Source organism: Pseudomonas sp. FW215-R2 (assembly GCF_058789255.1).
In genome coordinates this window covers 83,496-101,512 of the sequence record NZ_JBYTBO010000009.1, presented here as the reverse complement: position 1 = coordinate 101,512, position 18,017 = coordinate 83,496, and the positions used below count along the sequence as shown (strand labels likewise).

Sequence of the window (18,017 nt, the reverse complement as noted above, 5' to 3'; positions counted from 1 at the left end):
ACGATACTCCTGGAATGCGTGAGGAATGAGCAGCCTCTGAAAGCAGGAAAGCTTCCGGGGAGGGCGAAATTATTATAGGCATAATCTCAACGCAATATGATAGCCATAATTTTACATGTTCCGACGAAAAGGCCCTCAGCCCTCTTCACAGTCCTTCAGAACCGGAAAGCAAAAAGGGCCGGTCAATGACCGGCCCCTTGGCGTTGAACAATCAGCTTAGTTCACTTCCAGTTTGTCGCGATTGCGATCCAGGATCGCTTTGCCGATGCCTTTCACTTCCAGCAACTCATCGACGGATGCAAACGGCCCGTTTGTTTCACGATATGCAACAATTGCCTTGGCCTTGGCCTCTCCAACACCCGCCAGCTCCTTTTGAAGGGTGGCTGCATCGGCCCCGTTGAGATCGACTTTGTGGACGTCGGAAGTGGCTGACGAATCCATCACCAGAGGAGACTTGTTCGTATCGGACGGCGCCACAGGCGCAGCGATTGCGGCAATCGAGGCGCTAGTCAGCAGGGCAAAAATCAGGGAGTAGAAATAACCGGTACGCATAAGTGACGCTCCATCATCAATTGAGAAAGCAGCTTTTCCGAAGCTGCTCCTCAAAGTTAGGCGATGATCGGGACAAGTCAAAAATGCGTCCGTTACAGGATGTGAAACAATCAGGGTTCGAGGCGGCGCTGCTGGTGGATCCAGTCGACTATCTCGCCGTCCGGGGTGTAGCCGCTGACCGTTTCGCGCAGAAGCTGGCGGACGCGGGAGTAGTCATCCGCTTCGACAGCCGCGAGCAGTTCACTCAGCCGGGACTTCAGAACGTCCCAGGGCAAGTGGTCCTCATTGGCCGTCATGATCATCGGATGCGGCGTGGCGGCAACATTGTCGCCGATCAGCAATTCTTCGTAGAGCTTTTCACCCGGGCGCAAACCTGTGAACTCGATGGAAATGTCGCCCTGAGGATTGCGCTCGGAACGAATACTCAAACCCGACAGGTGAATCATTTTCTCGGCGAGTTCGACAATCCTGACCGGCTCGCCCATATCCAGCACGAACACATCACCGCCCTGCCCCATGGAACCTGCCTGGATCACCAGTTGTGCCGCCTCCGGGATCGTCATGAAGTAGCGGGTGATCTTCGGATGAGTCACGGTCAGCGGCCCGCCGGACTTGATCTGGCTGTGAAACAGCGGGATCACGGAACCGGACGAACCCAGCACGTTGCCAAAACGCACCATGGTGAAGCGGGTCTTGTTGACACGGGAAACATTGGCCTTGTCGCCGAACAGCACCGGAGCCACTTCCCGACTCAGAGCCTGGAGGGTCAACTCTGCCAGACGCTTGGTACTGCCCATGACGTTGGTCGGGCGAACAGCCTTGTCGGTCGAGATCAGTACAAAGTTCGAAACACCGGACTGCAACGCCGCTTGCGCCGTGTTGAGCGTACCGATCACGTTGTTCAACACACCCTCGGCAATGTTGTGTTCAACCATCGGTACATGCTTGTAGGCCGCCGCGTGGTAAACGGTGTCGACCTTCCAGGTTTTCATTACGTCGAGCAACTTTTCCGGCTGACGGATCGAACCGAGGATGGGCAGCAACCGCACCCGCACCGCCTCCCGGCATCCCCGTTGCTCAAGTTCGGACAGAATGCTGTAAAGATTGAATTCGCTGTGTTCGAACAGCAACAGGGTGGTCGGCCCCAACACAAAGATTTGCCGGCACAACTCCGAACCGATCGATCCACCCGCCCCGGTGACCATCACGGTCTTGCCCCGGATGCAGCGCTCGAGCAGGTCCGGCTGAGCCGGCACCGAGTCACGCCCCAGCAGGTCGGCGATATCGACCTCCTGGATATCCTCGACCTTGACCCGGCCACTGGCCAGATCCGTGAAATTGGGCACGCTGCGCACATGAAGGGGGAAACCCTCCAGCAGATTGAGGATTTCCCTGCGACGCGCCCGAGTCGATGAAGGCAGCGCCAGGAGAATTTCCTGCGCCCCGGTGACATCGATCATCTGTTGAATGTGTTTTGGCTTGTAGACCTGCAGACCCGAGATAGACCGGTCGGCAATACTGGAATCATCGTCGATGAACGCGACAGGACGCATGACCCGCCCCATGCGCAATGCCGCGACAAGCTGGTTGCCCGCGACACCCGCCCCGTAGATCGCCACTTTGGTCAGGCCATCATCCCGGCTGGCGAACGGTACATGTTGCGCTGCGGTGAACCAGTCACCCATGAAGTACTGGCGCATGCACAGGCGCAGCCCACCGATGATCACAAGGCTCAGCCACCAGTAGTTGAAAATGATCGAGCGCGGGACGACAGCTTCATGATTGCTGTACCAGAAAACCACAAGTGCCAGGATCAAGGCAGAAAGGCTGACGGCCTTGATGATCGCAATCAGCGCATCGTTGCCGAAATAGCGCATCACGGCACGGTACATACCGAATCGTATGAAAAGAGGAACGGCGATGACGGGAGCGCAAGCGAATAGCCAGAAATGAATGCGCAGCGGGTTGTACATATCGTCAATCCCGAGACGAACGATGAACGCCAGCCACAAAGCCATCCAGACCAGAAAAATGTCCGTAGCGACCTGGATGAGGCGCTTCTGCCGCCTCGGTAACCCCAACAAAAACGCTCGTATCTTATCCATAAACCTCAACCGGATGGCCCTTTCCCTGACGACGATGTGTTGGCATTTTACGGGAATTCATGACGGCCGGACCCAAATGTATTGTGCGCTACGCTGTAGGGACGGGACGCTCCAGCTCACCCGCGCGATACTTGATGGCAATCAGTAACAGGGGCACATAGGCAATCGTCAGAGCCGCTGCACCATCGACATCAAGATACACAACCGAAAAAGCCACGGGCAGCAACCAGAATACATTGATCAACAAGACCCCAAGCGTCACCGGGAGATGCTTGCCGTAGAGGCGAGAGGCGTACTGGTAAGCATGACTTCGATGAGCCTCATAAACTTTGTCCCCCCGCACCAATCGGCGCAACAGCGTAAATGTCGCATCAACGATGAAAACGCCCAGCAGAATGTTCCAGACCCAGAACCACCTGGAATCAACACTAGCAGCCGCCAGCGAAATACCACCCAGAATGATGCCAAGGAACCCGCTGCCTGCATCGCCCATGAAAATTCTGGCGGGCGGAAAGTTCCAGATCAGAAAACCTGCGACCGCCAGGGATAACAATAGCGGAACCCAGATCAACACCGGCTGACCATCAAGCGCGTACAGCAGGCATGCCCCTGCGCAGGCGCTGATCGCCTCGACGCTGGCAATGCCATCGATACCGTCCATGAAGTTGTAGAGGTTGAGCATCCACACCAGATAGATCGCCGCAATGACGGCACCGCTCCAGCCCAGATGAACGGTCAGCCCGAACAGCTTGATCGTCTCGAAACCGTTGAGCCAGAAAACCATCCAGGCTGCCGCACAGAAATGCCCGGCAAGCCGCCAGCGAGCGGCAATGTGGCCGTGATCATCCATAAACCCGATAACCGCTATGACGACTCCCGCCGCCGCCATCCCGAGAAAGGTGGCAAGGCTTGTCAGCGATTGTCCATAGAGAACGCAAAGCCCTAGAAGAAACACGATCACAATCGAAACGCCGCCGCCCCTCGGTGTCGCAACCGAGTGCGAACTGCGGGCATTGGGAATATCCATCAGACTGCGTGCGAGCGCATATTGGCGCAAAAGGGCCGTGAGCACGAACGATGCGACACCCGCGCCAATAAAAAACCACCAGAAACTCATACTCGACCGGGCTCCGAAAAAGTCGGCTAATTTGATACAACACTGCGCTCGGACAACCCCAGGAGAATGCTCTGTCAGGCTTCAACCTGATCTTGCCGGAGTACTCTCTTCCTTTGGAAGGTGACCGCAACAGCGCAGGTGTTATTGATCAGTGCCACCGGCACATGATTGCCTTTCGTGAACGGTCAGCCGCTCCTTCAACGACAGCCAAGGATAATGCCCCCTCGAGAGAACCTCCACACCTTCACATCAAGCACATCGAACCTGGCTGCTGCGCAAGACAAGTCCACAGAGCACCTGCCCGAATACACACGGACCACCCATTGACCGTACACCGGCCAAACCTGGCCAATCGCTCGCACAGCGTGGCTTTCACCGCTCGTCGCCCCTCGCCTAAATGGGTGGCTGGCTTCATTCGACCGATGCATGCTGGTATGCTGTCGCGCGGTCCAGGCAGGCTGATTCGGAATTCCGAAAGAAATGGAGGTGCAAGCATGTGTAAAGCCGAAAAAGCGATTATCAGCGAACGGCTGAAACAATCAAACTCAACTGCATCATGCACCACGCTTTCGGAGCATGATTATTTTGCGGACATGGATATGTTTTCCTGATACCCGGGCAACGTTCAACACAACGGTATCAGTAAAACACTTGGCAGGCCGTCCACATGCAAGGGCGACCTCTTTTTGAGAAACATGCAATCTGGCCTTTCGCCTCGGAATAAAACATTGTGTTCAGCATTTTTTTTAAAGAGCTATTCCAATACAAATTAGTGCTCAAGCAGTTGATTTGGCAACAGTTGACAATGCGTTACAGAAGAACCGCTCTCGGTTTTTTCTGGACATTGTTAAACCCGCTACTGACCATGGTCGTGACCTCTATCGTATTCTCGATGATCATGAGATGGCCACTCAAGACGTTTGCAATCTTTCTGTTCTCGGGACTCGTACCCTTCACGCTATTCTCGAACTGCCTGGCCCAAGGCATGCAGGCATTGCTGAACAACGAGTCATTAATCAAGAAAATCCACATACCGAAACAGATTTTCGTCATTTCCACCTCGATAAGCCTGCTGGTCGACGCTATTTTCAGCACGATCTGCCTGTTCATCATCGCCCTTGCCATCGGCGCTCCTTTTACTGCTTCGCTCTTTATCCTGCCAATAAACTTCCTGTTGCTGTTCGCCTTTGCAGTAGGCCTGGGACTGGCATTGAGCATCGCGACCGTTTCGTTCCGTGACCTGCCCAACATCGTGGGCGTGGTGCTGCAAGCCCTTTACTATCTGACGCCGATCATCTACCCGCTCTCTTTCGTTCCGGAGACCTACAGATGGATCTTTGCGTTGAACCCGTTGACCCTGTTCATCGAAATCTTCCGACTGCCTATCTATGAAGGCTCCCTCGCCGGACCCGATGTTTATGCAAAGGTTGTGACACTGGCAATTCTCAGCTTGCTTTTTGGTATGTACATATTCAAAAAGCATGATCGATACATAGTATTCAAGTTGTGATCGATATGAACTCAAGTATCTCGATAAAAGATCTAAATCTAAACTTCCGCCTGTACCATGATAAAGGTCAGTCGCTGAAGGAATTTTTTGCTGGGCTGCTGAAGCGCCACAACAAAAGCAAATACACGGAATTCCGCGCACTGAAAAACCTCAATCTCGAGATCGTTCATGGCGACCGGATCGGGATTGTGGGTCACAACGGAGCAGGAAAAAGTACGCTGCTGAAAGCCATTTGCGGCATTTACTGCGCGACAGAGGGATCTGTAACGGTCAATGGCCGAATTGCCCCTCTGCTGGAAATTGGAGCAGGCTTCAACGTTGAGCTGAGCGGCCGTGAGAACATCTACCTCAACGGCGCGATTCTCGGCTACAGCAAGTCCATGCTCAAAAAGATCGAACCCGAAATCATTGAATTCACGGGTTTGGCCGAGTTCATTGACACCCCTGTGAAGTACTACTCCACAGGGATGTACATGCGCCTGGCTTTTGCTATCGCCACCGCCGTTCATCCAGACATTCTTATTCTCGATGAACTTTTTGCCGGTGGTGATGCAGAATTCATCGATAAGGCACTGGCACGCATGCATGATTTCATTGATAGCTCTAGCATCATGGTATTCGTATCCCATCAGCCCGACTTGCTGCGCAAGCTGTGCAATAGAGTTATCTGGATCGATCACGGCAGCATCGTCGAAGATGGTGAGCCAGATGTCGTTATTAACAAATATTTGAATAATCACGCGGGGTGATACTGTGGCAACGCAACTTTTTGTTCCAAACTTCCGAGTCGACGAATGCCTTGAAGGCATCCGCGAATGCCTGGAAAAAGGCTGGACCGGTCTGGGCTTCAAGACAGTCGAAATGGAAGAGGCCTGGAAAGCCTACACAGGCCTGCCGCATGCGCACTTCCTGAGCTCCAACACGGTTGGTCTGCACCTGGCATTCCACATGATGAAGACGAAGTATGGCTGGGGCGACGATGCCGAAGTCATCACTACGGCGCTGACCTTCGTATCGACCAACCACGCGATCATCCAAGCCGAACTCACCCCGGTTTTCGCTGATGTCGACCAATACCTCTGCCTTGACCCGGTCGATGTAGAGCGCAAGATCACCGACAAGACCAAGGCGATCATCTTCGTCGGCCTGGGCGGTAACGTCGGCCAGTACGAAAAAGTGCTCAAGCTGTGCAAGGATCGCGACATCAAGGTCGTTCTGGACGCCGCTCACATGGCGGGTACCCGTGTTGACGGCAAGCACGTTGGCCACGACGCAGACGTCACCGTATTCAGCTTCCAGGCCGTAAAAAACCTGGCAACCGCCGACTCCGGGATGATCTGCTTCCGCGACAAGGAAGACGACGAACGTGCACGCAAGCTGGCATGGCTCGGGATCAACAAGGACACATTTGCACGCACCGCCAGTCAGGGTGCCTACAAATGGAAGTACGACGTGGAAGAGCTGGGTTTCAAATATCACGGCAACTCCATCATGGCCGCCATCGGCCTGGTCTCGCTGAAGTACCTTGACCGCGACAACGCCTATCGCCGCCAGCTGGCCGACTGGTACCTGGAAGCCCTGGAAGGCGAAACACTGATCGAGCCGGTTCTGGTTTCGCCAGGCTGCGAATCGTCCCGCCACCTGTTCCAGGTTCGTGTTGCAAAACGCGATGAAGTACTGATGGCCATGAATGAGCACGAGATCTACCCAGGCGTGCACTATCGCGACAACACCGAATACCGCTTGTACAGCTCGGGCGCCGGCAAATGCCCTGCCGCACACAAGGCCAGCAATGAGCTGATCTCTCTGCCGATGCACATGGGCGTTACCAAGAATGACGTAGAGTTCATCGTAGAGACTCTGAAGAAAGTAGTCAGAACGGGTCTCTGACCATGAATCTCCGATGCAAATATTCAGCCGGTTACCGCATTGCGGTAACCGGATCAACCGGATATGTCGGAAGCAAATTTCTGGAGTCTTTCGAGACTCCAGATTTTGTTGAGACTGACTTTACTCAACTTCCAGCTGGCTCATTGATTGTTCATCTTGCGGCAAACATGAACAATACAAGCAGCGCACTTTCTGAAAACACCCTTATCGACACGCTGGTACTGGAACAGGTCAACGAAAAACATCGTGGCTTGATCTACGCTTCCACCAACAACGTCTACCCCTACGCCTTGAACTGCCGCACTGGCGATAAGCTGCGCTGCAACGATTACTACTCTGCCTCCAAGGTTTTCGGCGAAAAACTGTTCGAAGATCTGATCAGAGTCCCCTTTGTCTCGGTAAGAATTGCCGATGTCTTTGGCGTAGGCCAGAAACACGGAAACTTCTTCAAGGCGATCGAGCAAAGCATCCGCCAGAAGAGCAGTCTCGCTCAGTACGGTGCAGGCCTCAAAAGACGCACGTATGTCCACATCACTGAACTGGTCCAATTACTGAAATGGATTGCGACAGACGGATTTGATCTGGCATCGACAACACGCGTTCTGAACACTGGCTACCCGGACTCTGCCAGCATTGCTGAAATCGTGGCGCTGGCAGCCGAAATGACCGGGCTGGAAGTCATCAACAAACACGTAGAAAATGATCTGTCGGCTTTTGATGTCAGAACCATGCAGCCGACAATCCTGCCAGGCTATGCCCCTCAGTGGAGCTCTTTCAAAAGTGCTTTCGCTGGCTATGTCGAAGAAATCAATTTACAGGTTTAACATAGAACATGAATATTCTGATTACCGGTGCGGGCTCTGTAATGGGACAGAGCATTTACAAGGCCTTGGCATTTCACGACTTTGGCGAGCCTCTGAACATCCACTTCGCCAACAGTGAAGAGCTGGGTGCCGGGCGCTTTTTTTCCCTGCCCTCAGCACCTGTAGTCAAGACGCCTATCTTTCCTCTGGCGGCATCCCCTGAGTATCACAGCCACCTGCGAAACTATGTAAAAGAGCACGACATTCAAATTGTGTTCTCCGGCACACAGCACGAGCTGGCGGCGGTAGCCAACTATCGCGATGAAACACTGCGAGCCGCAACGCTCTCCTCAAGCATCACTGACATCTGCATGGACAAGGTCTCCACGTCAGCCGTGCTGGAGCGACATGGCATCAGAGTTCCAAAGACCAGCTCGCTGAGTGAGTACCTGGAGTCCGGCAACATCTCCGGCCCGATTGTAATCAAACCGAACCATAGCTCCTCTTCTCGCAGCATCTATAAGGTTTCCGGGCTCGCTGAAGCCAAGAAGCTGATCGCGGAAGAAAACATCAAAGTTGACTCCTTCCTGGTTCAAGAACTGTTGACAGGCAACGAGTACACTTGCGGTTGCTACGTTGACCGTTACACCAAAGAAATCAACCATATCATTTTCAAGAGAACACTGACGCCGGACGGCGCCACCTCCTATGGTGAAATCGTCCTGGATGAAAGCATTTCCTCTTATCTGAATAATATCGGCAAGGCACTGATTGAAGAAGGCTTGGACTTTGGCCACTTCAACGTTCAGTTGATCCAGACCGAAACCGGTCCCGTTTTGTTTGAAATCAATGGTCGTTTGAGTTCAACCGAGGCCTCCAAGGCATACTACGGCTACAACTCGTGCGCAGCCTTTGTATACAACATCGTCAAACAAGAACCTTTCAATGGCTGGAAGATTGCACAGTCTGGCCGATTCCTGCGTTACTACGAAGAGCTGTACTTCGAATAATGAGCAGCCTCCCCTTGCTGTTACCTTATCGTGGAGCGCCCGTGTACATCATTGCCGATGTACACGCCAACCTCCCCGCCCTGCAAGCGGTATTGGACTCAATACCGCCCTCGGCGGATATCGTTTGCGCTGGCGACCTCCTGGGCTACTACACCGAGCCGAACGAGGTTTGCCAGTTACTGCGAGAACGCAAAGTACATTGCATAAAAGGCAATCATGACAAATACGTACTGGGCGAGCTCAGCTATTCCGATAGCCGAGAATCGAAGTACAGAATACAGAGCACACGAGAATCGCTGACCGACGAGAACCTGAAGTGGCTTTCATCACTTCCGGACGCTCTGGAGCTGCGCTTTTCGACCGATGAAAAAAGCACGCCTGTCGATACAGCCCTGTATGTAGCGCACGGAAGCCCACATAACGCTGAAGAGTACATCTATAAGGATACGGAGATAGGCTTTGCCTGGCCCGACGCAATGGACTACCTGGTGCTCGGACACACGCACCATCCAATGCAACGGCCAGCCGGAGCCGGAATCATCGTCAACCCGGGTTCTGTAGGCCAGGCCAGGGACAGAATTCCCGGAGCGTGTTACGCGTCTATCGATGCGCACTCAAGAACTGTAGAGTTCTTCAGAGCAAATTATGATATCGATGCCTATAAAAACAGACTTCGAGAAGCAGGCATTCAAGAAGCGATGATCGAAATCCTGTCAAGAACCGCGTAAACACTTAGCATCTCAGGATAGCTTGGCCGAGGAGGAAGTTCTTCCTTCCCGGCCAGGTTTCCCATACAAGTCGCGATCCTCTTCGACCACACACTGCCCCACGAGCAGAATGTCAAAGACGAGAAACCGGCTTACACGGGAGCCACTTCCATCCCCTCCTTGCTTACCCTCTTGTTATCTTTCCTCTTGTACATCCTGATAAATGGATATTCCACCAACAAGGAAACAAGATAAGAAAGAAAAACACAGATTGCTATCCGGATTATAGACAAGCCGTGTTCGGTAAATGTATCAGCCAACCACTTGAGAAAACCGCCACCGATGTACCTATTGGTGATCTCAAGAAACAATATATGAACCAGGTAAAGCGGGTACGACAACCTGGCAAGCAACACAATGGGTTTTACTTGTAGAGGCATCCAGTAAGCACCGAGCACAAAACAAGCACCTATCGCCCCCAAGAGTGTTGGCAGCCAAAGGGTGTCTCGCGTTATCAGGAACGGCTTCGCAAGAAACTCAGGCTTTCCATAGATATAAACAAGAAAAAGAAAACTCAGAATAATTGCCGCCGAAATCCACCACGCGGATTGCGATCTTACATCACGGGTAAACCTTAAGTAAGCCGCCGCCAGGACACCGACTGCCAGTTCATCATATCGAGAATGGAACTGAATAAAACTTGCGAAGTACCAACTGGAATCATCGGGTGCAAAACCTGATGTCATTGCGGCCCGTACTGCAATACCTGAAAGATAAGCAACCACCAGCACAACCAGCATCGGCCATGGCTTTTTACCCGAAAGGTAAGAAACCAGGACAATCACCAATGGGGCAATCAGGTAGAACATCTCCTCAATGACCAGACTCCACGAGCCGCCAGGGATGTAAGCCTCATTGATATTGAAATAGCCCGGAAAGAAGTAAGGCCCCGTTGTCTGCAGAAACAACATCCCCGAAAGCATGCTTTTTACAGCTATAAAATCGAACACCCCACCCGCTTTCAATACAAAACACAAAAGCATTATAAAATAATAAATTGGAAGTATTCGTAAAGCTCTCTTCTTGTAAAACTCCACAAAATCGAAACGACCCGATGTTGTTTTATCGAGAATAATTCCACCGATCAAAAAACCACTCAGTACAAAAAATATGTCTACGCCTATCCAACCGACAGGAAACAAATGGAAGTGGTAGAGAACTACAAGCGCAACCGCCAGCGCCCTTAAGCAATCGACGCCCGGATACGCACCCGCACCGGTCAAATAGCCCCAGTGCTCCTTGATATAACCCATTGCAGACAATCCTCTGGCTTGGCTAAATAGTTTCTGAATTGTACCGTCGTGCAGGGCGCCGGGTGAACAAAACCGTCCGCCTTCCGACAAGGCTCTGTCTCTGCTTGCCCTGTACGAAGGAGTGGTTGGGAGGGGACGCAGTAACACCGCCACGCCCCCTATCCTGAATCCAGACAAAAGGCGGCCACCTACCCACCGGCGAGATCCTCGGCGAGCGTTTCATTCGGTCTAATACAAACGGAATCAAAAAATCCCGGCATCTTGCTCACTAAAAACAGTAAGCATTCTGTCGGGACTTAGAGGTGCGAGACAGATGATCGTAGCGTCTTGGCTCGACTACCCCAGAGCATCAATCTTGCGACGAAGATCCTGAATGACGGCATCAAGCTCATAAACCAGGAAGTTGACTGGCGTCAGAACCCCGTCAACACTGAAAATACTTCCGTCTTTTCTCGTAGTCGTCACTACACGCTTCGCAGTAAGGAGTTCTGACTCATCCACCTCTCTAGCTTCAAGATAGGCGATCTGATTATTGATGTGCTGGAGCTGCTGCTCAACAAATGCAAACGGGTCATCCTTGGTCCCGACAGGACCTGTTTCAGGACGCACAGGACACGGCTTGACCGCTTCCAGGGAATAGGCGATCTGATCCACCACATTCATTTTCGAGGAGCGTGCCAAAAATTTCTCCTCGTCAGAAGAGTCCACATATTCTGGAAAGTAGAAATAGGATACTGACAAGGTCTTGAACTCAATACCGATTTCACTGTTCGCAGAGTATCTCAGCCCCCAATGCGGGCAACTGGGTGATGCATACTCGTGCTTCGCCATTGCATCTGTTTCCGAATCAGAGGAAAAGAACCGAAACGTATGCTCGTTGAAACAGATGTTGTTATTGTGAAATGGATTGGCCAGGTTAGCCGTGGTTGTAAAATAGGGAACAACGATCTTGAGTTGACCAGCCGGCTTCAAAACCCGATAGCACTCCTCCATGACATGAAGAAAGCCCTCGATCGTCAAATGTTCTAGAGTATGCGATGAAAAAATGAAATCAACACTGCTGTCCTCAAACGGGAGGCGTTCCTTATTGAGATCAAGCGTGATATCGGCATCGCTCATCGCAGAAAAATCAATGCCGATTGCCCCGGTGATTTTTTTCCTTCCACAGCCAATATCAAGAACTACCATAAATAAAACCTACTCATATTTGATATGACTCTAAGCGCTATACACGTAGATCACGATGCAAGCCACTTACCTTACACACCCGAATCACCGGGCGCCCCTGACAGCGTTCATTTCATCTTTCCAGTAACACCGGCTATTCCATCTCGCGTACCACGGAGCATCATCTTAACGCACGCCATTCGATCCGAAGAAAAAACACCAAAAAAAACCAGCGCCCTCAGGCATCGTGCAAGGTCGGCTATTTTCCAACGAAGCGGCATATAGGATCTTTGCTGAAGCAGAATGCTATTACGGAACATATAGTAATAACGGAAAGGTGAATGGTACGGAACGGTTCGCCAACGAAGAAACCAGAATCTGGCTCTGCGATCACCCAACGAATGCAGCATGATTGCGTCGTTTACGCCAAATAGCTTGAGTCCCATAGACTTCGCGCGCAAGCACCATTCAGTGTCGACGTGATCGATAAACAGGCTCGCATCCACGCCCCCGACCTTGGCGATTGCCGAAAGGGGAATCAGCGATCCGGAGGAAATTAGAAAGTCTGCCTCGACGACTCCGCTGTCAGGGGCGCAGTCTATTCGAGAAAAACCGAAATACCCGATACGTACAAAACTGGACAATTTGCCGCCGTCGAAGTCTTTGTAACCTGGCGCAACCGCTGCCAAGGGAACTCCAGATGACTCCAGCTCCCTCGCTGCCGAAAGCAGCTTCACAACCATATTCTTCTCGGGACAGCTATCCTGATCAAACAGTACGACGTAGGCTGCGTCGGAAGTCTTGGCATATTCAATACCAACGTTCTGTGCGTGACCGATACCCAGGTTTTCACCAAGACTGAGAACAACAGGTCTGTTTTCAATACTTAACTTGCTGACAAAAAGCTCCATCGAATCCGACGACCCATTGTCCACAATAACGATGCTATCGACCTGCGCGCTTAAAGACTCGATCAAATTCCTCAAGTTACCCAGATCTGGAAAGAAGGTAATGATCACTGCACATACAGATGGGACTTGATTTTTCATATAAAACTCGACTGCTCATGCCCATTTATATAGTTACGGAACGTCAAACTACGCGACCTCAATCCTGGAACTCCTCATTTAACGTAAACGTCTCCACACAGCCGCGAGAATCGATAGAATCCCGCCTGAAGCATAGCGACGTCGCAAACGAAAGAAAAAACCCGTTGATTGATTGGCACTCACGTAGTGCGACCGGACCAGTGATCGATCAGGCGCAACAGTCATTGTCCCAAGCCTTTCAAGCAAAGGATGTACTACAGAGTCCCAGCGGAAGCCTTTTGAATAGTTGCGAACGTTTTCCTGGTATCTTTTATGCTCGCTTTTATCAGTCATCAAGACCGTTATAGCCTGAACCCAGCCCTCAAGGTCTTCAAAGCCGACGGATATACCCGTCCCCTCGGGAATCAGAGAATCACCAAACACATCGCCTTGTGTTGCGATGATCGGCAAGTCACACCAGAGATAATCCAGCATCCGGGTTCGAAACGAGAAGCGCGTTTCAGGGTTATCAAAGTGAGAACTTATACCGGCATCTGCATCAAGCAGAAAATTATGGCGATCGTCATAGTCCACCCAGCCAAAATTAAAGTGGACAAATTTATCGATCAACCCGAGCTCGGTGGCCAGATCGACTGCGCAAGCACACATATCATGCTGAGCAATGCTGGCATTTGGATGCTTGACCCCAATGAACACGAGATGCACTCGTGCACCTTCCGAAACCAGGCGGTGGACGGCCTTGATAGGCGTCAATGGATCAAACCATTGATACAACCCACCTCCCCATACAAGAACAAAATCATCTGCAGGGATATTAAAGGTTGAGCGTATCGCTCGCCTGGTCAGCGCCGGCCGCTGCGACGACAATCCAAATGGCAGCAGCGATATCAGGTCGGAAACATCGGCGTGACTCGCCTGCGGCCAACGATCTGCGTTGACTCGTCCGGCCAACGTCAGTGCACCCAGCCAGAATTCTCGCTGTTTTTCACTGGCACAAAGGAAGTGATCTCCGTACACGAGTTGCTCAAGCAGCACATCGCATAAAAAATTGCTGGTCATTCCTCTTACATCAAGGCTTACACCCTCGGAGGCCTGATGATATTCAAGTGGAACCGGGCAATAAAGGTCTACCACAAGGCAACCTTTTGATTCCTTTAAAAAAGGATGTGATCTTAAAGCGTCACCTTGAACTATCAGAAAATCCGCATTTTCTGCTGTCGACTTGAAATCCGCGTCCGAGAACTTTTTTGTTTCGAACAATACGTCAACCAACGGCTGAACTTTCGGTGCATATAGCTTAACGTCAAAGCTTTGTGAGAGAACCTTTGCCATTTCCACACATCTGATTGCCGGCCCGGCCATTTTTAGCCCGACGACATCATTACAGACGATCAAAACAGTTTTTTTCCTCACATTATGCCCGCCTTCAGGAGATACAAACCGGCAGCAATCAGTGCAACAAAAGCAAAGGTTTTTATCACTTTTCGAACAGGAGCCCTGTTCAAGAGCGACTTCAACTTTCCTTTCAATACGAATCCATATATCGAAGTCGCTGTCGCGCCTTCCATTCTCTTGGCGACGCGTGACATGCCGCTCAGATGGAAATGTTTTACATAGTTGAATCTAATTCTGGAAGACATCAAGCGTTCAGAATTATGAGAAATTCTGTCGAGTGCCTCGCGCCAGGTTGGAATAATCGACTCATGCGAATGGTTCAATTCGACATATTTGAAGGATTCTTCCTTTATCGTTTCGCGTAATTGAGGATTATCAACGAGACGCTTGATAGCCTCCACCCAATCGGCGACATTGTTATCAACCAACAGACCGGAGCGCTCCGACACTACGCACTCGACATAGGGCGTCGTATTGCTATAGATCGCGGATATCCCGCAGCCACCGTACTCTCTAAACTTATTATTCGTCTTGGAAGCGTTGAACTGGCTTTCCATCAACGGCGCCAACCCGACACTCCAGTTTCGCCCCATTTTGAACTCAAGAAATTTTGAATAGTCCGAAAATCCGGGGAACCACTGCACATTATTCAAGCTGCGTAATTCATCGGAAACACCACCGATGAACTCAAAGCGAATTTCCGGCCGCTCTTTCCCTAACTGCTCAACCACTTCCTGAAGCAGCGCAAACTCTTCTTCCTTATAGCCACCGGCGTACCCGACCACGGCGTCTCTTGCAGGTTTTACTGCAAGTTTTTTTGCAATCTTACGGATCAGCGAAGTGTCAAAAGGGACAGGTAACAACTCACACTTCACATCGGGAAATCTTCGATTGATAAATTCGGCAAATGTTTTGTTGTGCGTAATCACGAAACTGGCATTCTCAACAAAAGCGTCAAGCGACATGACGACTTCTGCCGATTTGTAATAGCGTGCCAACTCTCCCGAGCCGGTGATTTTCCAGAAATTGTCATCGAGATAATACGCATAGGGAATGCCATGCTCGCGCAAGTATGTCGGCAACCAGGCGTATCTTGGATCACAACTCCGGCAAAAGATGTTGACACCGCTGACGAGGGATGACCAGCCAACAGTGCTTAGCAGTCGGGTATCGCAACTACCTTCACCACTCACATCATTCAGCAGGCGCGATACAATCCTTGTGGTCGAAATATCACCTTCAATCCAGAAATTTATTTTGCTGAATGACATACATAATCCATAGTAGTAAAAATAGTCTAAACCGTTAATCCGAAGTATCCCGCCGCGCGCCGCGAGACTCAATCAAAGCTTCACATTCAAAACATTCCCGTCATCAATCGTGCGTTACATCTATAGAGCGCCATTCGCGCCTGCGGCACCGAAGAAAGAGAATTCAGAATCTTCAGGGTATCAGGCACGGTGCTTTACCAATGTTTCCTGATAGTGAATGGCCGTCTGACGCATGGCTCGATCTGAGTGTATCGGTGGAGTCCACCCCAGTAACTCATAGTTCTTGGAGATGTCAACCTGCAGAGAACCGCAGACCCGACTTGCAATCGCTTGTTTGCCCAGCAGCGTCGCCATAGAGAGTATCAGCCACTCTGGCAAGGCAATCAGCCGGGATCGCTTATCCAGAGCGTTCGCCAGGCTGTTCAATAACTGAGGCGTGGAGAGGTCCCGACCATCGCTAACCAGAAATGTCTGATTGGCTGCTGCAGGATGATTGATACACGTGACGATAAAATCCACCAGGTTGCCAAGCGCAACCAGACTTCGCTGGTTGCGTATGCCACCTAACGGCAGCGGAACCCCTCTGTCGAGCCAGCGCAACATGTTCAGAAAATTGGCTTTGACTCCAGGTCCATAGACCAGTGGAGGGCGAATGATCACAACCTCCATTGAAGTCTCGAGTGCCAGTTGCTTCAGTGCTTGCTCGGCCTCGTACTTGGAGACCCCATAAGGGTCTTGGGGAGCAGGCGCATCATCTGCGCTGAACGGTTTCCCCGGGAGCGTGCCTTCCCCATTGACCTTGATCGAACTGATGAAAATGAAGCGTCGCACTCCTGCTTCTGCTGCCTGCTTCGCCAGTCGCAAGGTTCCTTCCACATTGACCTTGCGAAACTCAGCGAGGGCGTCCTCGGCAAGTTCATTCATCACATGCACTCGCGCGGCCGTATGAACAACTACATCCACGCCATTCAAATCAGGCCGGTGACTCGGGTTATCCATGTCAAAAGACACAGTCGGGCATAATCCCTGCAATTGCGTAGCACGACGCGCGGCAGCGATAGGCGCGTATTTTTTATCGAGCAACAGGCGCATGACCAGCCGCTGCCCGACGAACCCGCTGGCACCGGACACAAAAATGCTCGGTTTTGGCATGATGCTCAAGACTTGTTCCCCAACAATGCGCTAGCCCAGCAGATAAAGAAGAAGAAGACCTTATCCCTTACCCGACGCCTGCATTGCCAGGCCCTGAAGGAAAGCTTGACCAGTTGCATCCCACGCAACTGCCCACCACTGACGACCGATGACGCCTGCTCCGGCTTCACCAACGTTGCAATGAGTTCAACCTGACTGAACCACCAGCCGTCATGGATGGTTTTATAGCGGGTAATCAATGGCCGAAGACCGGTATTGGCACCGACTTGATTACGCTCGTGCTGGCGATAATCCATAGATGCCCCTGGATCGATATACCAGCGATAGCCGTTGCTTCGTGCATAGGCATAGCAATACCAGTCGTGCAGGCTGACGCCTTGCAGTTGCTGCCAGTTCGCAAGCATTGAAGCCTTTAACGAGCCCGCCAGAGCGTTACTCATAACGTAAGTACAACCCGGCCCGGCAGCCTCGAACAAATAGTCCAGATCGACCTGTGGCTGCGCTTTGTCCAGAAGGACAGTCTTGCCATCAGGCCAGAATGCAGTGACGTTACTGGAGTACGCATCAACGCTTTGCTCTGCAATGCTTTGAGTTGCACGAAACAGCTTGTTCGAATGCCAGATGTCATCCTGATCCGAAAAAGCGATGAAGTCGAAGTGATCGAAGTCGACATCACGGATAAGTCTGAAGAAATTACGCGATGCGCCGCCAAATCGTCCGGATTCAGGGAGGATCACCACACCGGGATGCTCAACGGCGTATGCTCGGCACAGCGCTTCCGTACCGTCTGAAGAGGGATCAATACTGATGTAAACAGTTACATTAACTGCTGATTGATTGAGGATTGAGGAAAGCTGCTCCTCAATCCACGGTATTCCATTATAGGCAGCCAGTAAAACTGCAACCTTCGGATGTTCTACTGGCATGCCGTTCCTGCTTGCACGGATTGAACGCTTTGTTTGAATGTCGAACTTTC

General features: G+C 51.5%; 16 protein-coding genes. 6 read left to right on the top strand and 10 right to left on the bottom strand.

The annotated features are described in order from the left end of the window. Window positions 1–216: 216 nt before the first annotated feature. From AC3WRD_RS14500 to AC3WRD_RS14490, 3 genes are all read right to left on the bottom strand, one after another. Window positions 217–552 carry a ComEA family DNA-binding protein gene (locus AC3WRD_RS14500; protein ID WP_102620464.1) on the bottom strand — a complete coding sequence of 112 codons (336 nt, stop codon included), beginning with the start codon at window positions 550–552 and terminating at the stop codon, window positions 217–219. Between the two features lie 110 nt (window positions 553–662). Then, entirely contained in the window at window positions 663–2,657 is a 1,995-nt protein-coding gene (locus AC3WRD_RS14495; RefSeq protein ID WP_102620465.1) for a polysaccharide biosynthesis protein, read from the bottom strand. 88 nt (window positions 2,658–2,745) lie between these two features. Further along, window positions 2,746–3,774, bottom strand: a complete 1,029-nt coding sequence (locus AC3WRD_RS14490) for an MraY family glycosyltransferase (protein WP_102620466.1) — start codon at window positions 3,772–3,774, stop codon at window positions 2,746–2,748. A 730-nt stretch (window positions 3,775–4,504) separates the two neighbouring features. On the opposite strand from AC3WRD_RS14490, the gene AC3WRD_RS14485 reads away from it, so the two are divergent. Genes AC3WRD_RS14485 through AC3WRD_RS14460 form a run of 6 tightly spaced genes read left to right on the top strand, consistent with a single transcriptional unit; the run spans window position 4,505 to window position 9,715 of the window. After that, window positions 4,505–5,284 (top strand): ABC transporter permease, encoded by a 780-nt coding sequence (locus AC3WRD_RS14485; protein ID WP_102620467.1) that lies wholly within the window; start codon window positions 4,505–4,507, stop codon window positions 5,282–5,284. 5 nt (window positions 5,285–5,289) lie between these two features. After that, window positions 5,290–6,033 (top strand): ABC transporter ATP-binding protein, encoded by a 744-nt coding sequence (locus tag AC3WRD_RS14480; RefSeq protein WP_173861324.1) that lies wholly within the window; start codon window positions 5,290–5,292, stop codon window positions 6,031–6,033. Between the two features lie 4 nt (window positions 6,034–6,037). Next, a complete protein-coding gene (locus tag AC3WRD_RS14475) occupies window positions 6,038–7,174 on the top strand; it encodes a DegT/DnrJ/EryC1/StrS family aminotransferase (RefSeq protein WP_102620469.1) in 1,137 nt (378 codons plus the stop codon). A 2-nt stretch (window positions 7,175–7,176) separates the two neighbouring features. Continuing rightward, window positions 7,177–7,998 carry an NAD-dependent epimerase/dehydratase family protein gene (locus AC3WRD_RS14470; RefSeq protein ID WP_102620470.1) on the top strand — a complete coding sequence of 274 codons (822 nt, stop codon included), beginning with the start codon at window positions 7,177–7,179 and terminating at the stop codon, window positions 7,996–7,998. 8 nt (window positions 7,999–8,006) lie between these two features. After that, on the top strand, window positions 8,007–8,987 hold the full coding sequence (locus tag AC3WRD_RS14465; protein ID WP_096821033.1) for an ATP-grasp domain-containing protein: 981 nt from the start codon (window positions 8,007–8,009) through the stop codon (window positions 8,985–8,987). A gap of 41 nt (window positions 8,988–9,028) precedes the next feature. Beyond that, window positions 9,029–9,715, top strand: coding sequence for a metallophosphoesterase family protein (locus tag AC3WRD_RS14460; protein ID WP_158243858.1), 687 nt, complete (start codon window positions 9,029–9,031; stop codon window positions 9,713–9,715). Between the two features lie 131 nt (window positions 9,716–9,846). Here AC3WRD_RS14460 and AC3WRD_RS14455 read toward each other — a convergent pair whose 3' ends face one another. The 7 genes from AC3WRD_RS14455 to AC3WRD_RS14425 form a co-directional block, all read right to left on the bottom strand. Further along, window positions 9,847–11,160, bottom strand: coding sequence for an acyltransferase family protein (locus AC3WRD_RS14455; protein ID WP_146013086.1), 1,314 nt, complete (start codon window positions 11,158–11,160; stop codon window positions 9,847–9,849). Window positions 11,161–11,343: 183 nt separating this feature from the next. Continuing rightward, on the bottom strand, window positions 11,344–12,195 hold the full coding sequence (locus tag AC3WRD_RS14450; RefSeq protein WP_102620473.1) for a class I SAM-dependent methyltransferase: 852 nt from the start codon (window positions 12,193–12,195) through the stop codon (window positions 11,344–11,346). A 107-nt stretch (window positions 12,196–12,302) separates the two neighbouring features. Then, window positions 12,303–13,223, bottom strand: coding sequence for a glycosyltransferase family 2 protein (locus tag AC3WRD_RS14445; RefSeq protein ID WP_102620474.1), 921 nt, complete (start codon window positions 13,221–13,223; stop codon window positions 12,303–12,305). Window positions 13,224–13,301: 78 nt separating this feature from the next. After that, complete coding sequence (locus AC3WRD_RS14440; protein ID WP_146013085.1) at window positions 13,302–14,636, bottom strand: glycosyltransferase; 1,335 nt, start codon at window positions 14,634–14,636, stop codon at window positions 13,302–13,304. Then, window positions 14,633–15,889 carry a glycosyltransferase family protein gene (locus AC3WRD_RS14435; protein ID WP_102620476.1) on the bottom strand — a complete coding sequence of 419 codons (1,257 nt, stop codon included), beginning with the start codon at window positions 15,887–15,889 and terminating at the stop codon, window positions 14,633–14,635. The genes AC3WRD_RS14440 and AC3WRD_RS14435 overlap by 4 nt, the downstream gene beginning before the upstream one ends. Window positions 15,890–16,069: 180 nt before the next feature. Continuing rightward, a complete protein-coding gene (locus tag AC3WRD_RS14430) occupies window positions 16,070–17,041 on the bottom strand; it encodes a UDP-glucose 4-epimerase family protein (protein WP_102620477.1) in 972 nt (323 codons plus the stop codon). A 5-nt stretch (window positions 17,042–17,046) separates the two neighbouring features. Continuing rightward, window positions 17,047–17,967 (bottom strand): glycosyltransferase, encoded by a 921-nt coding sequence (locus tag AC3WRD_RS14425; protein WP_102620478.1) that lies wholly within the window; start codon window positions 17,965–17,967, stop codon window positions 17,047–17,049. Between the last annotated feature and the right edge of the window lie 50 nt (window positions 17,968–18,017).